The sequence below is a fragment of the Candidatus Viridilinea mediisalina genome (genome assembly GCF_002532535.1).
Taxonomy (GTDB): domain Bacteria; phylum Chloroflexota; class Chloroflexia; order Chloroflexales; family Chloroflexaceae; genus Viridilinea; species Viridilinea mediisalina.
This window is the reverse complement of the sequence record NZ_NQWI01000019.1, coordinates 32,886-51,120: the sequence shown is the minus strand read 5'-3', so window position 1 is coordinate 51,120 and position 18,235 is coordinate 32,886. Positions and strand designations below refer to the sequence as shown.

At 55.4% G+C, this 18,235-nt stretch carries 16 protein-coding genes; 2 read left to right on the top strand and 14 right to left on the bottom strand.

Translation table 11 applies throughout. The features are described 5' to 3' along the window. The first annotated feature begins 212 nt into the window (after positions 1 to 212). Positions 213 to 1,712, top strand: coding sequence for a Kelch repeat-containing protein (locus CJ255_RS06510; RefSeq protein WP_097643282.1), 1,500 nt, complete (start codon positions 213 to 215; stop codon positions 1,710 to 1,712). An 18-nt stretch (positions 1,713 to 1,730) separates the two neighbouring features. Continuing rightward, positions 1,731 to 2,513: a class I SAM-dependent methyltransferase gene (locus CJ255_RS06505; protein ID WP_097643281.1), complete on the top strand. Its 783-nt coding sequence runs from the start codon at positions 1,731 to 1,733 to the stop codon at positions 2,511 to 2,513. A 75-nt stretch (positions 2,514 to 2,588) separates the two neighbouring features. On the opposite strand, the gene CJ255_RS06500 is transcribed toward CJ255_RS06505, so the two are convergent. The 14 genes from CJ255_RS06500 to CJ255_RS06430 all read right to left on the bottom strand — a co-directional run bounded on the left by CJ255_RS06500 (position 2,589) and on the right by CJ255_RS06430 (position 18,075). Beyond that, the gene (locus tag CJ255_RS06500) at positions 2,589 to 3,779 is read right to left on the bottom strand and encodes a glycosyltransferase family 4 protein (RefSeq protein WP_165774591.1); all 1,191 of its coding nucleotides are present in this window, start codon (positions 3,777 to 3,779) and stop codon (positions 2,589 to 2,591) included. 160 nt (positions 3,780 to 3,939) lie between these two features. Next, positions 3,940 to 5,097: a glycosyltransferase gene (locus CJ255_RS06495; RefSeq protein WP_097643280.1), complete on the bottom strand. Its 1,158-nt coding sequence runs from the start codon at positions 5,095 to 5,097 to the stop codon at positions 3,940 to 3,942. Further along, complete coding sequence (locus CJ255_RS06490) at positions 5,097 to 7,049, bottom strand: DUF6541 family protein (protein ID WP_097643279.1); 1,953 nt, start codon at positions 7,047 to 7,049, stop codon at positions 5,097 to 5,099. Before CJ255_RS06490 ends, CJ255_RS06495 begins: the two co-directional genes overlap by 1 nt. A 5-nt stretch (positions 7,050 to 7,054) precedes the next feature. Further along, on the bottom strand, positions 7,055 to 7,537 hold the full coding sequence (locus tag CJ255_RS06485) for a hypothetical protein (RefSeq protein ID WP_124681839.1): 483 nt from the start codon (positions 7,535 to 7,537) through the stop codon (positions 7,055 to 7,057). Positions 7,538 to 7,555: 18 nt separating this feature from the next. Beyond that, positions 7,556 to 8,308 (bottom strand): CmcI family methyltransferase, encoded by a 753-nt coding sequence (locus tag CJ255_RS06480; RefSeq protein ID WP_097643277.1) that lies wholly within the window; start codon positions 8,306 to 8,308, stop codon positions 7,556 to 7,558. Positions 8,309 to 8,446: 138 nt separating this feature from the next. Continuing rightward, positions 8,447 to 9,892 (bottom strand): hypothetical protein, encoded by a 1,446-nt coding sequence (locus tag CJ255_RS06475; RefSeq protein ID WP_124681838.1) that lies wholly within the window; start codon positions 9,890 to 9,892, stop codon positions 8,447 to 8,449. A 250-nt stretch (positions 9,893 to 10,142) separates the two neighbouring features. Further along, a complete protein-coding gene (locus tag CJ255_RS06470; protein ID WP_097643275.1) occupies positions 10,143 to 11,072 on the bottom strand; it encodes a class I SAM-dependent methyltransferase in 930 nt (309 codons plus the stop codon). Next, positions 11,060 to 11,743 (bottom strand): methyltransferase domain-containing protein, encoded by a 684-nt coding sequence (locus tag CJ255_RS06465; RefSeq protein ID WP_097643274.1) that lies wholly within the window; start codon positions 11,741 to 11,743, stop codon positions 11,060 to 11,062. The genes CJ255_RS06470 and CJ255_RS06465 overlap by 13 nt, the downstream gene beginning before the upstream one ends. An 8-nt stretch (positions 11,744 to 11,751) precedes the next feature. Then, a complete protein-coding gene (locus CJ255_RS06460) occupies positions 11,752 to 12,702 on the bottom strand; it encodes a lysylphosphatidylglycerol synthase domain-containing protein (RefSeq protein ID WP_097643273.1) in 951 nt (316 codons plus the stop codon). A 15-nt stretch (positions 12,703 to 12,717) separates the two neighbouring features. Then, positions 12,718 to 13,617, bottom strand: a complete 900-nt coding sequence (locus CJ255_RS06455) for a glycosyltransferase family 2 protein (protein ID WP_097643272.1) — start codon at positions 13,615 to 13,617, stop codon at positions 12,718 to 12,720. Further along, positions 13,614 to 14,498 carry a glycosyltransferase family 2 protein gene (locus CJ255_RS06450; protein ID WP_097643271.1) on the bottom strand — a complete coding sequence of 295 codons (885 nt, stop codon included), beginning with the start codon at positions 14,496 to 14,498 and terminating at the stop codon, positions 13,614 to 13,616. The genes CJ255_RS06455 and CJ255_RS06450 overlap by 4 nt, the downstream gene beginning before the upstream one ends. A 19-nt stretch (positions 14,499 to 14,517) precedes the next feature. Beyond that, positions 14,518 to 16,431: a hypothetical protein gene (locus tag CJ255_RS06445; RefSeq protein WP_124681837.1), complete on the bottom strand. Its 1,914-nt coding sequence runs from the start codon at positions 16,429 to 16,431 to the stop codon at positions 14,518 to 14,520. 283 nt (positions 16,432 to 16,714) lie between these two features. Next, the gene (locus CJ255_RS06435; protein ID WP_097643268.1) at positions 16,715 to 17,602 is read right to left on the bottom strand and encodes a glycosyltransferase family 2 protein; all 888 of its coding nucleotides are present in this window, start codon (positions 17,600 to 17,602) and stop codon (positions 16,715 to 16,717) included. After that, entirely contained in the window at positions 17,599 to 18,075 is a 477-nt protein-coding gene (locus CJ255_RS06430) for a protein-tyrosine phosphatase family protein (RefSeq protein ID WP_097643267.1), read from the bottom strand. The genes CJ255_RS06435 and CJ255_RS06430 overlap by 4 nt, the downstream gene beginning before the upstream one ends. Positions 18,076 to 18,235 lie beyond the last annotated feature (160 nt).

Genomic DNA, 18,235 nt, shown 5'->3' with positions numbered 1-18,235 from the left:
AAGGCAGTTTGTGAACTCAGCCGACTAACGTCGGCACTCCGTCGGAGGCCAAACTGTAAAATATCCTGAAACCATCCCTAACAAGTTTTTTCGCGTTTCTTTGCGTTCTTTTGCGACAACGAACATATTTTCTACCCGCCCTTACCCCACCTTGCCGCAATAGCCAGCCCATGCTATGATCAACACGATTGTAGCGAGGAAACCAAGCTCCTATGACCAATGATGTCCAAATTAGCGAACGCGAACGCGAAATTCTCGAACTGGTTGTCACTGGTGCAACCAACCAACAGATCGCGTTGCAACTCAATATTAGTATTAATACCGTCAAGGTTCACCTGCGGAACATCTTTACCAAAATTGGCGTCGTTTCGCGCACCGAAGCAACCGCCTACGCCCTGCGCCATGGTTTGGTGGCACTCCATAACGGTGCTGCAACCAAGCTCATTGCCGAAGCATCTGAAACCAAAGCAGCACCAACCGAGCTTGTCTCAGCACCTCATGAGCCTGATGCCCCGCCAGTTCCGCCTGAAGCCAGAGCAGATGCCACCGAGCCTGCGGTTGAAGCAACAACGGGAGCATCAGCCCAGGCCGAGCCTGCCGACCTAGCCGCACATGCAGAACCAGCATCTGTAGTACCCTCCCAACCTGAAGCCCCTAATCAAACCTCAGTTGCACCTATGCCTCAACGTACAAACCGTATCACTACCGAATTTCGTACCTGGTTACCCTTCATTATCGTTTTTGGCGTCATTGCGTTCTTCCTTGTTGCCCTACCCCTCCTGCGTCAACAGACCGCCACAGGGCCTCAGCTTGGCGATGCGCCTGATGTTGTCGCCAGCACAGCTTCATCCCGCTGGACAAGCCGTGCCCCTGTGCCTAATCCGCGTGATCATTTTGCCCTCGCTGCCTTCGATCTGCAACGCGAAATCTACCTCTTTGGCGGTAGTGACGCCCAAGGAGTCAGTGCAAGTATCGAACGCTACGACCTGACCAACGACCTCTGGACTTCACTCGGCGAGAAGCCTACCCCCGTACAGCATGCCCAAGCGGCAACACTACGGGGCCAGATTTTTCTGCCCGGCGGTGAGGATGCGGATGGTCAGGTGCGCGACATCCTCGAAATTTACGACCCCCGCGAACGCCAATGGCGCGAAGGCCCAGCCCTACCCGCGCCACGCAGTCGCTACACCCTCGTCGCCTGGGATGGCCAGATCTACCTCATGGGCGGCTGGGACGGGAGCGCACTTCGGGATGAGGTCTTTATCTTCGATCCTGATGCCAATCGCTGGCTTGAAGGCCCTACACTACCTTCACCGCGCCAACATGCTGGATCTATAATCGTCAGTGGTCGCCTCTACCTGATCGGCGGCGAAGGCGCGAATGGCCCCCTGCGCGAGAGCATGCGCCTCGATCCTGGCGATAATACGCTGCGACGCTGGATCAGCATTGCGCCTCTACCAGAGCCTAGCGCAGCGCCTGTGGTCATTGCCCCCGCCGGCACGCTGCTGGTCTTTGATCCGCTGCAACAAGCGGGGTTTCAGTATAATCAGACCTCTGATGTCTGGCAGCCGTTTAGCATCCCCGATGAAGTGAACTTAACTACGTCTGCGGTTATGCTCGACGCCCACGCCTACTTCATCGCTGGCGCTGATGCCCCCCAACCAGGGGCGGTCTACCAGTACCAGACGGTCTTTACGATCTTTTTGCCGTAGAATATAGGATTTATTACCATGATCCATATGCAAAAGCAACGCCCTATCCGTGCGACAGGATGGCGTCTTGCTCGCCATGCCTTGTTTACCTTCAATAACCGACGCTTATCACAGCATCTTGCGCCCGAAAAGCGTACATCACTCGCCCATTTGCATCAAACAATCACCCGTATGCGCTTGCCGAGCGGCCAAATGCGCTTGCCTGGTTGGCTGACGCCCCGTGAGCAGCAGACGCTCTACGCATTAGCCTACCTGCTGCCTGGCCCAATCCTAGAAATTGGTTCGTGGCTTGGTCGTTCAACCGCTTGTCTCGCCTCAGGCATTCGTGATAGCACACAAGCAAAAACATTGGTTGCGGTTGATCTCAAACTTAAACCTGAGTATTTTCGTCCTTATGCAGATAAGATCGGGTTTTTCTACCCTTCAACATCCGATCTACCTCTAGCTGTAGTTGATAAGGAAGATTTTACTCGTAATGTTGAGCCTATCATCCGCGCACCGGGGGGCTCACGCCAGGTACTCCGCGAAAACCTCACGAACCTTGATCTTATTGATCTCGTGCATGTCGTGATCTGTGATTTTCGGGATGCACCAGTTTTACCATATCGCTTGGTCTTTTGTGATGTAACCCATGATCCAATCGAAATCGAGCGCAATATTCCCGATATGGCCCATCTCCTTGCCCCAGGAACTATTTTGGCATGCCACGACATTGATGCCACCAATGAAAAGTGCCTGCATAAACTTCTGCCGTTTCGCTATAGCTTCATGCGCGACAGTTTGTTTGTTGGTGAACTATAAAAATCTGTAGGGCGATGCCCTACAACCCTTCGGACTGATGAAGGATGCGAGGGAACCAGGTTTCCCTCGCGCACCCTAACTATACACCCCCAGCCACGCCTGCGCCAGACGCTCCCATGCGTAGCGTTGCGCCTGTTCGCGCCCCGCCGCCGCCAGGCGTAGGCGTTGCGCATCGTCCTGCAGCAGCGCGATGATCGCCGAGGCGAGCGCCGTAGGGCTACCCGGTTCCACTAAAACCCCGGCCCGCCCGTGCGCCAGCAACGCCTCACGATCCCCCACCGCCCCCGTGATCACCGGCACGCCCAAAGCCATGCTTTCTACCAACTTGAGCGGCGAGCGCGCCCGCGCTACTGCGTCGTCATGCACCGGATCAACGCTCATCTCGGCCAGTGATAGCAGTGTGGGCACGGCACTGTGGGGCACATGGCCTGTAAAACGCACGCTGGCTGTGAGGTTCTGCCGAGTTACCCATGCCTGCAACTTGGGTAGATCTTCACCACCGCCAATGATCAATAGGCACGCTGTGGGCACTGAGGCCAACACCAAGGGCCACGCTTCGAGCAACAGATCAACCGGGTGATTCTGCAATGCTAGGCTGCCCACATAGGCCACGACCCGCCGCCCTTGTAGCCCTAAAGCGCCACGTAACGCTGCAAGGCGTTGCGCTTCCGGTAGGCGAAAGCGGGCCACGTCAACCCCGTTGGGCACATAGACACTCCGCGTTACCCCGCTTTGGCCCAGTTGCTCTGCGAGATGCTGGGTGTTGACCGTGACCCCCTCAGCCAGGCGGGGAAGCAGGTGTTGCCAAAAGGCAAAGATCGCCCGCTGCCACTGGGCCGTGAAGCGGTTTCCATGCACTTCATCATCATCACAATCTACGTAAAACCCCTGATGCCGGAGTAAGCCTATGCCCAAGAGCGCAGCCATGCCGTTAATCGGCTGCGGTTTGCCGAGGTGGTAGCAATCCGAGGGTGAACAGATCACGCCCCAGATCATACCGAAGGTGGAAGTGGTGAGGACGCGCAGCAACTCCAGCGGCCCGAAGCGTTGCGGCAGGCTCCCCGTCTTGCGCGCATGCATCTGGCCCACATACCAGACCTCAACGCCATCCTGGACAAAACGACGCCGTGGGCAATCGGCCAGATCGGGATGCAGCGCCAAAATCCGCACCTGATGGCCCTGAGCCACCAGGCTACGCGCAATGTTCATATAGCGCCGCCCTGAAGGACGCTCAATGCCCATAATGATCAAGAAGGTGATACGCATTGTAGGAGTGATGAGTGACGAGTGATGAGTGATGAGTGACGAGTGACGAGTGACGAGTGACGAGTGACGAGTGACAAGTAGGGTATGCCGCATGATAAGAACGCGAAAGCCCATTGGGACGCCATGTTCGGCAATCTACAATCTACAATCGTAAATGGTATTAACTCGATTCACCCAACTCATGCGCTGTCTGCTCAATGGTGCTGACGAGTTGCTGCCAAGAATAGCTCTGCGCTACGGCGGTCTGGCGCACATTGGCCGTCAGTTCAGGCGCAAGCTCTTCGTTGAAATAGCGCACAATCGCCTCAGCCAAGGCTTGCTCATCCTGGGGCGGTACAATCAGGCCATTCACGCCGTCTTGCACCACTTCATGCAGCCCACCAACCCGCGTCGTAATGACTGGCTTGCCAAAACCAAAGGCCAACTGCACTACCGCGCTCTGCGTCGCGGAAACATAGGGCAACACCACCACATCAGCTAGATCAAAATAGGGTTGCAGTTCTTCATTCGCCACATAGCGATTAACAATCGTCATGGCATCGCTAACCCCAAACTCCTCCGCGTAGGTCTGATAAAAATTGGGATGCGTCCAGAATTCACCAACCACCAGCAGATGGGCATCCACATGTTCACGCACAGCACGCATCGCCTGAACGAGATATTCCAGCCCCTTGTAGGGTCGTACAAAGCCAAAGAAGAGAATAATCTGGCGTCCAGGCGGTAGCCCTAACCCTTGGCGCAGATCAGATGCAGGCTGCACCATACTCCCAGCAAGATCAGCGTAGGTTGGCAAATTCGCCTTGATCACGCGGGCGTAGGGCAGCAGCGCATGCAAACGGTAGCGATCCTGTTCACTATGCACAATCAGTGCATCACCACGGCAGAGCGCAGTGAGCGCAAGGCGGCGATCAATCACCCCGCCGCCTTCGTGCGGTACCACATTATGGCAAATAAAAACAATCTTGACTGACGTATTGTTTTTAATCCAACGGGTCAACATAGTGAGCGTCGGCGTCCAGTAGGGCACCCACCACTGTAAAACCAGCAGATCAGGCTGATCGGTACGAATACGCCGATAGAGACGCCACCAAGTTAGTGGATTCATAGGATCAAGAATATACTCACAATCCACCTTCAGCGGCGTACTACTAGGATCACGGTCGGTCTTGCCAGGAAAGAGCCAGCGCGGATACTGGCGCGTAAAGGAGTAGAGCGGCACCGTATGGCCTGCCGCCCGCAAATGGCGCACCAACAACGTCGTATAGTGGGCAATGCCCCCACGGTAGGGGTAGGTCGGGCCAACAACAGCAATCCGCACTAGCGTACTCTCCAGATCGTTACCCCATCACGGTCATAGATGCGCTCATAGTAGGGCACATCTGCTAACCGGGCTGGATCTATATGTTCTACTGGTGGATTTGCTGCCGGGCCATCGTAGAGGTAGCGATAGCCCCATTGCCGCAGGGCAGCGACAGCGGCAGCACTCTCAAGCGGATGCTCAAGGATTGCCTGATTATACTCCATCACCAGAAGCGCAAATTGGGGGTCTTCAGCCGCCTCAAAACCATAGGACATAGGCGGCAGATTGGTGCGATGGCCGCTAATCAGCGGTAACCACCAACCTCCGTCCGTCCCAGCATAGACATAGGCATCATAAGCGGGAAAGCTATTGACAAAGACTTTGGCTTCGGGTGCGAGGTGTTCGCGCATCCAAGCAGCGGCATGCAGATCGGCATGGGTGAGCAGCTTAAAGTTGGGATCAAGCAGATTGCTCTGCGCTCCTACGCCCCAGAGAATGCAGGCCGTAGCGAGCAGCACGATAACGAAGCGCTCTGCTTGAGCCTGCCTACCCGCAGCGACCCGTCCAACCAGCCAGCCAACTCCGTCAACCAAGGCGGCCAAACCGGCACCGGCGAGCGGTGCCAGCCAAATGTAGCCAGCAATAATCACCGCAAAGCTCGAAATAATACCTGCACCCGTCAGGCCAACCAAGTAGGGATTGGCGGCTAACCAAATGATCCCGAGCCACAACGGCAGCAGCAGCGCCAGCCAACGGCGGCGCAGCAGCAACACCAGCAGACCAAGCAGCGCCAGGGGCAACATCCCATTGGCCAGCGTGCGTTCTAGATCAATGGGAGAAGGGGCGTTGCCCGAAGTTGCGCCAATGTTGGTGGTCACCATATGGTTCGCCAATTGAAGCATGCGCCCCTCACGTAGACGCAGCAGCCAGGGCAAGGTGAACACAACCCCCGTGCTGCCCACCAGGATGGCAACGAAGAACATCCGCAAAGCCGGGAGCCATGAGCGCACATGCATGAGCAGCAGATAGAGCGCATAGAGCGCGACAAAGCAAGCCGCAAAGACCCCAATACGATAGTGGGCCAGCGCGACCCCGGTAGTAGCCAACACAGCAAGCAGCGCAGGCGCAGCGAGGCGCTGCCACGTCAACTTGGGTTGACGGGCCTGCTGCAACAGCAGCATCCAGACAAAACAGGTAGCGGGCAGCACCGTCTGCCCAGCCAACTGGGTATAGCGCCCCCAATTAACATAGTAGGTCGGAAAGACACTCAGCAAACCCACACTGAGCGCAGCCCACAACGCAATAGTACGTTCACCAAAGAGCTGACTAGTGAGCAAAAAGACCCCTGGAACCGCCAGGGCGGCGGCAACTTGACCCACCAGCAGCACCGCACGCAGCACAGGATAGCCAGTCAGCCAATGGAGCCAAGCAGCCATACTATGAAAACCAAAGTGGTAGGTAAAGGTCGCGAGTGGTGCATAGGGCTGCCATGAGCGAAAAAGGCCGCCATTATCCACCATCAGTTGGGTAATCAGCGTATGGTGATAGGAATCGCCAAAGAGCCCAGCGGGCAACTCACGCACCAGATAGAGGCGCAAAGCGAGGGTCAAGCCCCAGAGGGCCAGCAGCAGCCCCAGTTCGGCATCATACCAAGGGCGTGCTGGGGCAGCCTTATGGCGCGGCCAGAAGACCACGAGGGCAGCGAGCAGCAGCACCGCCCATGTAGCAAGCGGCCCCCAGCGCAAGCCCAGCAGATCGGCAGCGAGCAGCAGCAATGGCGGCACGATCCAACTGAGCGCGAGGGCCGCAGCGAGATATTGTGCGGGGCGCACAGGCACCGGGAGAGGCAACAGGCGCAACAGCGCCAGCCCAGGCAGCATAAAGAGCGCCAACGCACCCAAAGCTACCAAGGGCGCAGCAACAAGCGCCCCGGGCAGCCAAGCGAGGAGATCAACGAGGGCGGGGAACACCAGCGCTACTCAATAACCAATTGCGTCGCAAAGACAATCCCAAACCCTGAGACATCACGATAGCCAGGGCCATGCTGGAAATCAGCAGGATCAATATCGGTACCAGTCACATCACCGAGGGCAATGCCGATAATTTCGCCAAGCCGCATCTCGGTTGTTTCAATCGCAAAATTGCCATCATCATCAATAACCGTCTCACCAAGCACTTCAGCGTCACGCATAAAATTGACGACGCGAATCGGTACGCCAGCAGGGCCAGTGCCACTCACCACACCACGCGCGGCAGTAAGCGGGATATCGATAGTAAAGAGGGGACCCTGAGCGGTATCGTCGTTATTCTGTGGTTCTGGATAGGGATAGGGATAGGCAGGCGAAGCAGGTTGATCTACCGTTGCTTCAGGCGGCGGGGCATCCGTCTCATTCTGGGCTGGCCTGCCACAACCAACCAACAGAGCTACCATGAGTATCAGCAACATGAACCGACGCATGATCGTACTACTCCTAACTTACCTAATCCGTTTCAGGTAACCTCGTGGATTATAGGTCAACAGATAGCGTTCACACGCATGATCGACAGCAAAACGCGGATCCTCGCGTAAGAAGACCTCAACGGCTGCTAAGGGGCCATCTTTCAGCCCCCAGAAGCCATCGCGCAGACGAAACAGATCAACAATCCCATCTTCCACGATAAGATAGCTATGCAAACTGACCAGATCGGCATAGGCACGCAGATCGCGCAGCACCTGAGGTTTATGGTGGTCACCATCATGGATAACGAGAGTTGTCTTACCAACACAACGCTCATACACCTGAGCCACAAGTTCAGGGGATGAGCTATGCCCAGTGAGCGTTGTAATGCGGGGATGGCTCACATGATAATTGCTCCGGTCAATATCAATCGAGATTACGGCTCCTTTACCCAGCAGATCGCAGAGTTGGGCAAAATAGAGCGTACTGCCACCGGCTGCGCTGCCAATCTCAACAATGACATCGGGCTGCACACGATGGACAATCTCTTGGTACACCCAGACATCAAGCGGATTTTTAAGGGTTTTCACCCCCATCCAGCTACACTGTTCAAAAACGACTTGACGTTGATGGTAGGCGAGCCAATCCTCTAGGCTTTGGGCGAAGCGACGGCGATAGAAGCGTTGCGTTGGTTGCAACACCTTCGCCACATACTGCACAAAGGTACGGGGTTGGCGCAAGAGCAATTTCGCATTACGGGCTATTTCGAGCAGTGTATGGCGTTCAAACATCACGCAAGCGGCTCCACAGCAGGCAATCGAATGAGCCCAAAGACAAGCCCCACTATGATAGCACAATTACGTGCCAGCGAAAAACGGCGGTAGGGGCAAACCCTACCACCGTTGTTAGGTTACGATTGTTGGCTAATCCTACTGCCCGAAGGTGTTGTAGGTGAAGAGGCCGTCAGTCAGAGCGGCGGTCTGGTTGACAATCGCCACAATCTGGCCACCGGAAGCGGCTTCAATCTTGGCCGAACCGACATAGCGGCAGGTGGCAAACTGATCATCAAAGCCATCAGCGGCTGCGCCGCCAGCCTGGATGCGGGTTGCCGACGAGCCAGCCGGCAGGCTGATCGTGCGCGACTGAGGCGTAGCACACGTGCCATCACCACTCACCGTGTTGGGGCCGAAGGAGATGGTGACCTGAGTGGCAGAGGTACCAACGTTCTGCACCTGAATACCCGTTGTGCCACCGAAGTTGTTCGACACCACCAGAGGTGCACGCACCTCACCGGTTGCACTGCTCACCTGGAAGCCCTCATAGGCCGAGAAGCTGGCACCAAACGACTGGTTGACAACTGCCGTGAGGGGTTGGTTGTTGTTGCTGGTTACTGTTGCACCACCAACATAGCGGCAGTTAGCAAACTGGGTGTCGAAGCCTTCATTTGCACTACCAGCGCCCTGGATGGTGGTTACCGAGGCACCCGCCGGCAATTGGAAGGTACTTGCCTGAGGTGCACCACAGGGCTGGAAGGTACCGGCAGGCGTGGTCGCCGTATTGGGGGTGTAGGTCACGGTGACGGTTGTCGCCTCGTTGCCGTTGTTCTGGATCTGGAGGCCGGTCGTGCCACCAAAGTTGTTGGCAACGAGCAGCGGAACGGCCACAGCCGAGGGGGTCACGTTGGCATCAAAGCCACTGTAGCTGGCAAGGGTGTTGTTGCCATCTTGCACCACGGCAGCGACAATCGAGCCACCCGAAGCGGCTTCAACCACAGCCGAGCCGACAAAGCGCTCGCCAAGAGCGTTGTTGGTTGCCTGCGTAAAGGTTGCCGAAGCGCCAGGCTGGATGTTCGCAGTCTGCGTGCCAGCCGTGCCAGCCACACCAGGGGTATAGCGGACGGTCACACTGGTTGCTGCCGTACCAGTATTCTGCACGATGATCGTGGTGTTAAAACCAAAGTTACCACGCATGATCAGCGGCAAACTGACGGAGCTATAGCCAGCATTAAAACCACTGTAGGCTTCACCAACACTGATGTTGCCTTGGACCCCAACGAGGTTGGTGATCGCAACAACAGGCTGATCCGACTCGATCACAACGGAGCCGCGGAAGCCAGCCGGAACGCTCATTGCCACCGTGCCACCACCGCCATCCAAGAAGGTCAACGAGCCACCCGCCGGAATGGTTGCTTCCTGGCTTGCTACCTCAGCCCCATTGGCGGCACTGTAGTAGCGAATGGTAATTTGCGCTGCCGTCGTTTCACTCAGGTTCTGCACCTGAAAACCGCTGGTGGTCACCGAAGTCTGGGCACCGACAAGCATCGGTACCAGCGCCAGAATGGCTACCAGCATGGTTTGCATCAGTCGTCGCTTCATGATCGTCCTTCCATAATTCCTACAACGTTACCCTACCCTTTGTAGAGCTAGGCTGATTATACGTGGTACCCCTGAGCTTCTGCTATAGTCCATCTTGGTTAGCCAACATCACCTGTTTAAGCTACTCAAGGCTCCTTCTTACGAGCTAATCCAGGGCAACAGTAAGGCTACTCTGGGGATTATTACCCATCACCCAAAAGTAGTAGTACTTGAGTTTTTTCGTGATTAGAACGCCAAATTCACCCTAATCCTAGCGAGGTTGGGCTACAATAGTGACCACCGTCGTGCGTTGCCGCCATGTTGCTAGTTGCAAGTAGGGACGCCAGCAGAGCATACGGGCTGGCCGTGAGAAGATGAGCGCTTGGCTCAAGCGATGAGCAGTGTAGTTGCGTACAAGCGCCCGTAGCGCAATATGCATACTCTGATCCGCACAATAGTCTATGCCACTCAGGCTCGCCATGCGGAGAAGCGCAAACCCTGCCTCATGGAGCATCCGTGTCAACGAAACTCGATCAAAGTGAATAAAATGGCGCGGTAGCTCCCAGCCCAACCAATAGGGCCCAAAGAGCCGGGCATCCCAACTGTCATAGAGGGGCAGGGTGAGATAGAGGCATCCATTGGGGCGCAACAACTGACGTATGCGCTGCAAATCGGCCAATGGATTGGGTAGGTGTTCTAGGACATTCCAAAGGGTTACTGCATCCCATGTCTGGGCCGCGAGTTCGGCAGTTGCCAGGGTACCAATCTGCATAGTGACCCCATGGTGAGCGGCTTGTGCGGCAGGTAGCGGACTAGGCTCTAGCCCACATGTCTGCCAATGGGGTTGCAACAAAGCCAGCGCATGCAGAAAGCTCCCCACCCCAGCACCAACGTCAAGCAAGTGGCCGCCTGCTGGCTGTTGTTGTGCAATGAAGGCACAAGCACGTACCAAATCAGGCGGAATGGAGCCTGGCTCGATCCTCTCTGTTTGGTAGGGCGTATAACTGGGCGGATAGATCGCCTCAAATGCGGCTGCCGTTGGACGCGGATTCTGGTAGCCTAACCCGCAGACACGGCAACGGACAACCGTGAAACTGCCGTCCACATACCCAAAGTGATCGGGGGTCTCGACCAATGGCGTACTGCTATCTGCCCCACAGAGTGGACATACCACCAGTTCCAAGGGGATCAGCCGCCGCATGGTGTAACCGTGTCTTTACGCAGGCCCAAGCAACGCAGGGTGCGCCCATAGGCCCATCCAGCGATTGGCGGCACCAACATGCGGGCGATCTGACGCCAGCGCGGGAGCGCTGGCGCGATAAACTGTCCACGCCATGTCTCAAATTCTCCCTTGAGTTGGGCCACGCTTGCCGCATCAACCCGACCCTTGCATGCTACCGCTGCAACGGTATGTGGAAAGATCGGATCGCCACCACTGACAATCTCGACAAATTCAAACGGTCGCAGCAAACTCGCAAAGGCTTCCGGCGTAAAACGCCAGTAGTCGTTGGGGTAGTCATGGATGGGGAAATTCATCACCGAGGAGAGTACCAACAGCCCATGTGGTTTGATAACACGATAGAGTTCAGCGCAAGCCTTATGGGGGTATTCGACATGTTCAAGGGTGTCAAGGCAGAGTGCCGTGCCAACTGAACCACTGGGCAAACCCAGATCGTGCAGATTGAGCACGGCATCAACTCCGCGCCCAACACGCATATCCGAACCAACATACGCTTTGCCAGGGAAAAGCTCACGCAGATTGGCAAACTGCTCTTGGCCATGCACTTGATAGCTACCAAACTCATAAATCGGCGCGTGGATGGGCAAGTGGCGCGTACAGATCTCGACAAATTGTTTAATTGAAGGACGCATATGGTTTACTAGAGCAATAAACTGATGCCACCCCAAGTGACTTCGGTCAGATTGACCCAGACGCGCCAGAGCAGCATTAGCAGCAGGGCTTGGGGCATGGGCATAATCGTTGCAAGAATGACCACCGTAATACTATTACTCACCCCACTACTCGCGGGCATCCAGAAGAGCAATGCACCAACAACAACCGTGAGCGCCCAACACTGAATGATCAGCGCATAATCGCCTGGCTCAATCATTCCAAAGGCGCGACAGAACAGGTAGAGCGTAATCCCCCCTAGCACAGTGACGAGTACATTCAAGCCGGCCCACTGGAGCAGATGGGGCCAGCGCAATTGGTGTTCGGGGGGTTGACCCTTATTCAGCCAACGCAAGACGGGGCGAAAGATGGGTGAGGGCACAAGCGCCACAAAGCCAAGAATAACCCCAATCAGGATACTCGGAGGGATAAAATCAGCCTGACTCCCAGGCAGGAGGAGCGCCAAGAGCGCCACAACCGCTGCGGCAATGCCAAAGATTACCGTCTCAGCCAAACTAGTAGCGGTAACCTTGACCACATCGCCCGTATCGCGTTGATACATATAGACGCGGCTAATGATATTCCAACCAAATCCAGGAATCTTACGCGCTAGGTTGGAGATCATATAGACCCGAAAATGGCGTCGAAAAGAGACTTGGTAGCCAAACTGGCCCATCATGTAGGTCCAACTATAGACCAAGAGCAGGGCACCACTAAACTGCACAAGCGCAGTCAAACCCAAGAGCAGCAGATCAGGGCGTGGCCACTCAAGGGCCCGCAATTGGCCCCAATCTTGATAGAGTCGGTAGAGAATGTAGCCATTGAAGAGGACAAAACAGAGGCCAATAACCACCCACTGCCAGCGACTCTGCTGAAAAGCGGTAAACCATTTGCGTAGCCGCAACTGAAGTGGTAGTGGTTCTACAAGTTGTTTCTGCATAATTCCTTTATGTACCTACCGATCCTTTGGCACGGGCATAATCAAACCGGCCAGTGATCCTGCTAGGTAGCCGACCACATTGGCCATACCCTCATATTTTACCCGAAATGGCGCTTCACGAAACAGTTTATAGAGTTCACGGCCACGATAGACCACACGCTGCCAAGCAGAACGGTGTTTACGAAAGAAGAGTTGCCGCCCTCGCCCCAAGTAGAAGAAGCGCAGACCGCGAATACCTGCGGTACTAGCCGAGACCGCATGGAAGACCCGCACGTGGGGGGTGTAGGCGACGACAAACCCCGCCGCCCTTGCCCGTACACACAGATCGACATCTTCGTAATAGAAGAAAAAACGTTCATCAAAGAGCCCCACCCGCTCAAAGAGTCGCCGTGGGATGAGCATTGCCGTGCCAAAGACCGCATCCAACACAATGGGATGAGGCTGCTGCTCTGGTTCATCACGTTCGTCCCACCCAATCAGTTCACATTCATAGCGATGGATACGAAAACCAAGACCAGCGCGGCGCGTTGGTTCATCTTCGTAGACTGCAACCGGCGTTAGAATGCCAATGTGAGGGTTTTGTTGATGCATTGCAATCAATAAACGCAACGATTCAGGTGCAATGAGCGCGTCATTATTAAGCAAAAATATGTAATCAGTATGCGTGGCAAGTGCGGCTCGAATGGCCGGATTGATGCCACCAGCAAAACCATAGTTCTGAGCTAAAGCCAGAATCTCGATACTAGGAAAACTTGCACGCAGACGTTCTAGTGAACCATTATGTGAACCATTGTCTACGAGCACAATGCGGTACTGTGGGTAGTCGAGTTGCTGGAGCGCCTCAAGGCAACGCTGAGTCCGTTGATCATTGAGCCAGTGTAACACAATGATGGTCACATGGGGGAACATGCTCATGGATGCTTCCGAAAGGCAACAATTTGGCCCACATACCAAGCTATGCGTACCCAATAGACTCCCCACAACGTTGGCCAATGGTGGCGCAAGAGGGCAGGTTGGGCGCTGTAGAGCTTATATACGTCCTTCAGCGTCCAGAAGGGGATCAGCAACCATGCGAGGAGCGGATGTGTACGATAGCTCCTGCGCCAGAAGGGCAGGCCCAAGATCTGTGGGTAGCGATCCACCAGCATGGGCCATTGTGTCCCATAGAGCCAAATATGGCGCCAAACTTTCGCTGCCTGATCGCGGCTCGTCTCATGGTGAATGATCGCTGTTGGCTCAAATTGGGGGGTATGCCCCTGCAACACTAGTCGAAACGCAAGATCGCTATCTTCGCCAGAGGCATAACGAAAGCTGAGATCAAAGCCACACTGCTGCAAGAGCAATGCACGGCGAATGGCTAAGTTCGCACTGATCACATAGAGCCGTGGGCCACGCGGTGCCGTGACAAGAAAAGGTGCCATCGCAGCAATATTATCACAACGCTGCCAAAAACGCTCGTTGCCCAATGCCACCGCCCCAACAACAACCGCATCCCCCTCCATCTGACGTGCTAACAAACGCTCCAACCATGGAGCCTGGGGAATACAATCGGCATCAAGAAAACAGCAGACATCGCCCCGTGCATGGGCCAAGCCGAGATTACGCGCTACTGCTGGCGGCACGGGATGCGGGGTGGTAAGCATGCGTACAGCAGGATGCGCTACGTGAAAGCCATAACGATCCTGACCAACGACAATCACCTCAAGTGGTGGGGTCGTCTGCTGGCTCAACGCAGTCAGCACTGCCCCCAAATGGGGTGAGTGCAGGTTGGGGATAATCACTGAGGCGGTTAGCATAACATAAGCACTCAACAACTCATGGCAATGGCTCAAACGTCAGCAGACGCAGAAAGGGCACGTTGGTATGTGCAGGAATGATCCCCGCTATGGCAGGAATATAATCTTGGGCATCATGAATCTCGATGGTATCCAACCAAATCTGATTATACCCCGCTCGTAATGATAATTCGACACTACTAACCTGGCCATAGGCGCTATGCATCCTTGTCGTAGGTGTGCCATTGACATGAACGATGATCTCTTCAGGTAGCATAGTAGCACCTGAACGATAGCTCCTTTGATCAGGCGTAAGCTGCATGTGGGCATGACGTGCTTGGGCTGTATAGACCCAGAAGTGGGCAGGTAGCGCTAATATGCGCCGATCATGGTCACTATGTGGTTGTTTATCATCATACCATGCTCGCCAATTGCGCGGTAACATAAGCGCGACATCATTTTTACAAACTGATCCGGCTACGACAAAATCTTGCTGCACATAGATAACTTCATCGGCGAGGATAAAGGGTTGCCATGATGGTGCTTCTAGCAAGGTGAGCATGGCAGGATCAAATGAGGGCGAGGTTAAGAGACTACTGTCAATCGCAACAACGGCGGGTTGATGCCGGGCCAGATCGGCTGCAAGATCAACATGCATCCCTTGATTCAATGGGTAGACAACGCGACACGTTGGGCAGAGATAGGCTATGTACGCGGGAATAGCGCCACCATAGACCGTATAAGCGCCTTGCGGAAGGATGCTTTGGAGAACATTCAGCTTGGGTATCAGGGTCTGTGCCGGTAGATAGCTGGCGAGAAAAGGCCGTGGTTGGGTCAAAAGTATCACGGCTACGAGCGTGAGCACCACTGGAGCAATCCAAGCCTCGCTCCGCACCATCACACTTGCCAGCATTGGGTGCTCAGAGTGCCTGAGCGATCGTATGGCCGCAAGCCCCCATATCCCCAGAGCATAGAACAGAAAGGGCATCAGGATCATAAAGTACTGGGCAAAGCGCAGGTTAATCAATATGTTGGGAATGATCGTTAGGGGAGCAATCAGAGCAAGGATTGGCAGATCACCTGTTGGAAACCTCAACACCTGTTGGGCTTGATGCCATGCTTGGGGAAACTTCATCAGCCATACGAGGCCGCAGAGCATCGCACTTGGCACGAGTACCCCATACAACATCGGGGGGCGTAGCGGAGCAACGGGCAAGAGAAATTGCACCAATGCTTGTGGTAGGGCCGCAAGATTGGCGAAGATATGGCCCAAGAGAACCGTGGGATAGTTGGCGACAACATCGCTCAGTGATTGTGCATTCGGGAGATCACGCGCAATAATGTGAGGAAAGTCGGCCCAAGGATCGAGATGGTAGCGTCCGGCTATGACTTGGGCAAAGGCATAGTGTTGCTGAAATGCTAACCACGAGCGACCTGCACTAAAGTTGATGCTTGCCACATGGCTAAACAAGAAGGCAACCAGACCAAGCTGCATACTGATCAGCAAGAGCAGCGCCCAGTTGTAGCGTGAAGGAGGTGCTTGTTGAGGGCGCAATGGGAACCTTGAGCTAACGTGTTGTAGCCCTATGTAGCAACCATACACAAGGGCTAACCCAAAATATTCGGGGCGCACAAAGCCAGCTAACAGCAGAAAGAGCCAAGCTGCGAACCGATTGATCCGGCTAAAGATAAGAGTAATCAGAAAAAGTGCAAGAGCCAGATGAAAAACCATCGTTCCTGGAAAGATATTCGCCGCTGAAAAAATCCATATGAACGTTAAACCTGTAGCAACCCGTAATGAGCGCAGGCTACCAAGCAAGAAAATGAAGAGCAGCAGCGTAACACCAAGGGTCAACATGTAGCGCATCACAAAGATGCTCTGCTCTACCCCTAACACTGCGATGAAGGGTACATAGAGCAAGCTATAGAGTGGCCCATACTCAATACTCTGCAACGCTGACGTACCGCTCAACCACTGTATCGCAGGCAGCACGTAGAAGTTGAGCTAATCCCAAATGGGCAGATCCATGGTCTGATGTAGAGGGTAGAGTAACCACCACTGCATCAGGAGGACAACCATGCCTGCTATGATGGTTATGATGGTGCGCTGCCTTGCGGGTGTCTGCCCATGTTGCACAGTTATACCAATTACCCTTGAACAGGCCGCATGATCAAGAACGCGAAAGCCCATTGAGACGCCATGTTCGGCAATCTACAATCTACAATCTACAATGGTATTACAGCCTCTTGGCAGACTCTACCGCCAACATCCCCTCCACCACCCCCAAGTACCACGCCGCTTTGCCCCAGATCATGCCTGGTAGGCAATACCAGTAGCGTCGTAATTCGGGGTTGCGCCCGTACAGCAGCAGGGCGTCAAGAAGGGCTAAAAGTGGCGCACACGCCATAAGCAGCCCGCTCCACGGGCGCAGGTGTGGCCCCAAGCGCGGCGCGGCCCGTCCCTGATGCTCGCGTTGCAGCCGTACATGCACCCGTCCGAAGCTGCGTAGATGGGCTGCAACCGAAGCCGCACTGCTCCGTGCTGGGCGGTGGAAGATCGTGGCCTCTGGCTCAAACCAGAGCGTATGGCCTTGATTGCGTAGCCGCAGGCTAAAGTCAATGTCTTCGCCCGCCGCCCCAGGGAAACGCTCGTCAAACCCGCCAAGTGCGATAAAGAGATCACGCTGCAACATTACGTTTAGGCTCGGTAGGTAGGGCCGTTCACCTGGGCGTGCCGAAGCTAACACTGATGCAAAGACGAGTAGGTTGTCGCAGATCCGCCAGTAGTTGCCCGGCTCGGGCGTGATGCTGCCCCCGACCATGCTGGCTCCCGCTTGCAGGCGGGCCAAGAGCCGCTCTACAAACTGGGGGCTGGCAATACAATCAGCATCAAGAAAGCATAGGTACGCTCCAGTAGCCAAACGCGCCCCTCGATTGCGTGCTGCTGCTGCACTGAGTGGCTGTGCGACCTCCACATGGCGCACGCTCTTGGGTACCAGTTGCTCCCGATCTTGGCCAACCACGATCACTTCGGTAATCTGTTCACGGATGGTCTGGCGCTCCAGTGCGGCAATGACTTCAGCAATGAGTGGTGAGTTAAGATTGGGGATAACGACTGAGATCATCGTGGCTTCCCCCCCCACTCCACCAGTTGTGCCACCTGCGCCCGCCCCGGCCCGATGATCGGACGTGCCGCCCGTATCCGCTCCAAGGCGCGCTGTGCGTCTAAGCCCTCATTGGCCATCAGGCAGGCCGCCGCCATGATCGGCGCCCGCCCGACCCCCGCATGGCAGTGGATGAAGACCGGCAACCCCTCCGCGTGCGCCGCCTGCACAAAGGCTACCCCCGCATCCAGTTGCTCTAACGTCGGCGCTGTGAAGTCGGCTACCAGTAGCCGCTCCTGGCGCGACGGGTAGGGTTCCATAAATTGATCTTCGTGCTCCGCCTGTAAGCTCAAGACCGCCCGGATGCCCAAGCGATACAACTCAGGCCACTGCTCCACACTGAATTGCCCGCCAACAAAGAGCTGGGCGTTGATCATGGAGACGTTGAGGCCGAAGATCCGTTGCCATTGGGCTTGGAGGTAGGGAAGTAGCATAGGGGAACAGGAGAACAGGGGAACAGGAGAACAGGGGAACAGGAGAACAGGGGAACAGGGGAACAGGGGAACAGGGGAACAGGGGAACAGGGGAACAGGGGAACAGGGGAACAGGAGAACAGGGGAACAGGAGAACAGAGGAACAGGGGAACAGGGGAAC

What these genes read in the sequence shown, in the direction of transcription:
- CJ255_RS06510 (WP_097643282.1), top strand. Translation starts at nt 213, where the DNA reads ATGACCAATGATGTCCAAATTAGCGAACGCGAACGCGAAATTCTCGAA.
- CJ255_RS06505 (WP_097643281.1), top strand. Translation starts at nt 1,731, where the DNA reads ATGATCCATATGCAAAAGCAACGCCCTATCCGTGCGACAGGATGGCGT.
- CJ255_RS06500 (WP_165774591.1), bottom strand. Translation starts at nt 3,779, where the DNA reads ATGCGTATCACCTTCTTGATCATTATGGGCATTGAGCGTCCTTCAGGG.
- CJ255_RS06485 (WP_124681839.1), bottom strand. Translation starts at nt 7,537, where the DNA reads ATGCGTCGGTTCATGTTGCTGATACTCATGGTAGCTCTGTTGGTTGGT.
- CJ255_RS06480 (WP_097643277.1), bottom strand. Translation starts at nt 8,308, where the DNA reads ATGTTTGAACGCCATACACTGCTCGAAATAGCCCGTAATGCGAAATTG.
- CJ255_RS06475 (WP_124681838.1), bottom strand. Translation starts at nt 9,892, where the DNA reads ATGAAGCGACGACTGATGCAAACCATGCTGGTAGCCATTCTGGCGCTG.
- CJ255_RS06470 (WP_097643275.1), bottom strand. Translation starts at nt 11,072, where the DNA reads ATGCGGCGGCTGATCCCCTTGGAACTGGTGGTATGTCCACTCTGTGGG.
- CJ255_RS06465 (WP_097643274.1), bottom strand. Translation starts at nt 11,743, where the DNA reads ATGCGTCCTTCAATTAAACAATTTGTCGAGATCTGTACGCGCCACTTG.
- CJ255_RS06460 (WP_097643273.1), bottom strand. Translation starts at nt 12,702, where the DNA reads ATGCAGAAACAACTTGTAGAACCACTACCACTTCAGTTGCGGCTACGC.
- CJ255_RS06455 (WP_097643272.1), bottom strand. Translation starts at nt 13,617, where the DNA reads ATGAGCATGTTCCCCCATGTGACCATCATTGTGTTACACTGGCTCAAT.
- CJ255_RS06450 (WP_097643271.1), bottom strand. Translation starts at nt 14,498, where the DNA reads ATGCTAACCGCCTCAGTGATTATCCCCAACCTGCACTCACCCCATTTG.
- CJ255_RS06435 (WP_097643268.1), bottom strand. Translation starts at nt 17,602, where the DNA reads ATGATCTCAGTCGTTATCCCCAATCTTAACTCACCACTCATTGCTGAA.
- CJ255_RS06430 (WP_097643267.1), bottom strand. Translation starts at nt 18,075, where the DNA reads ATGCTACTTCCCTACCTCCAAGCCCAATGGCAACGGATCTTCGGCCTC.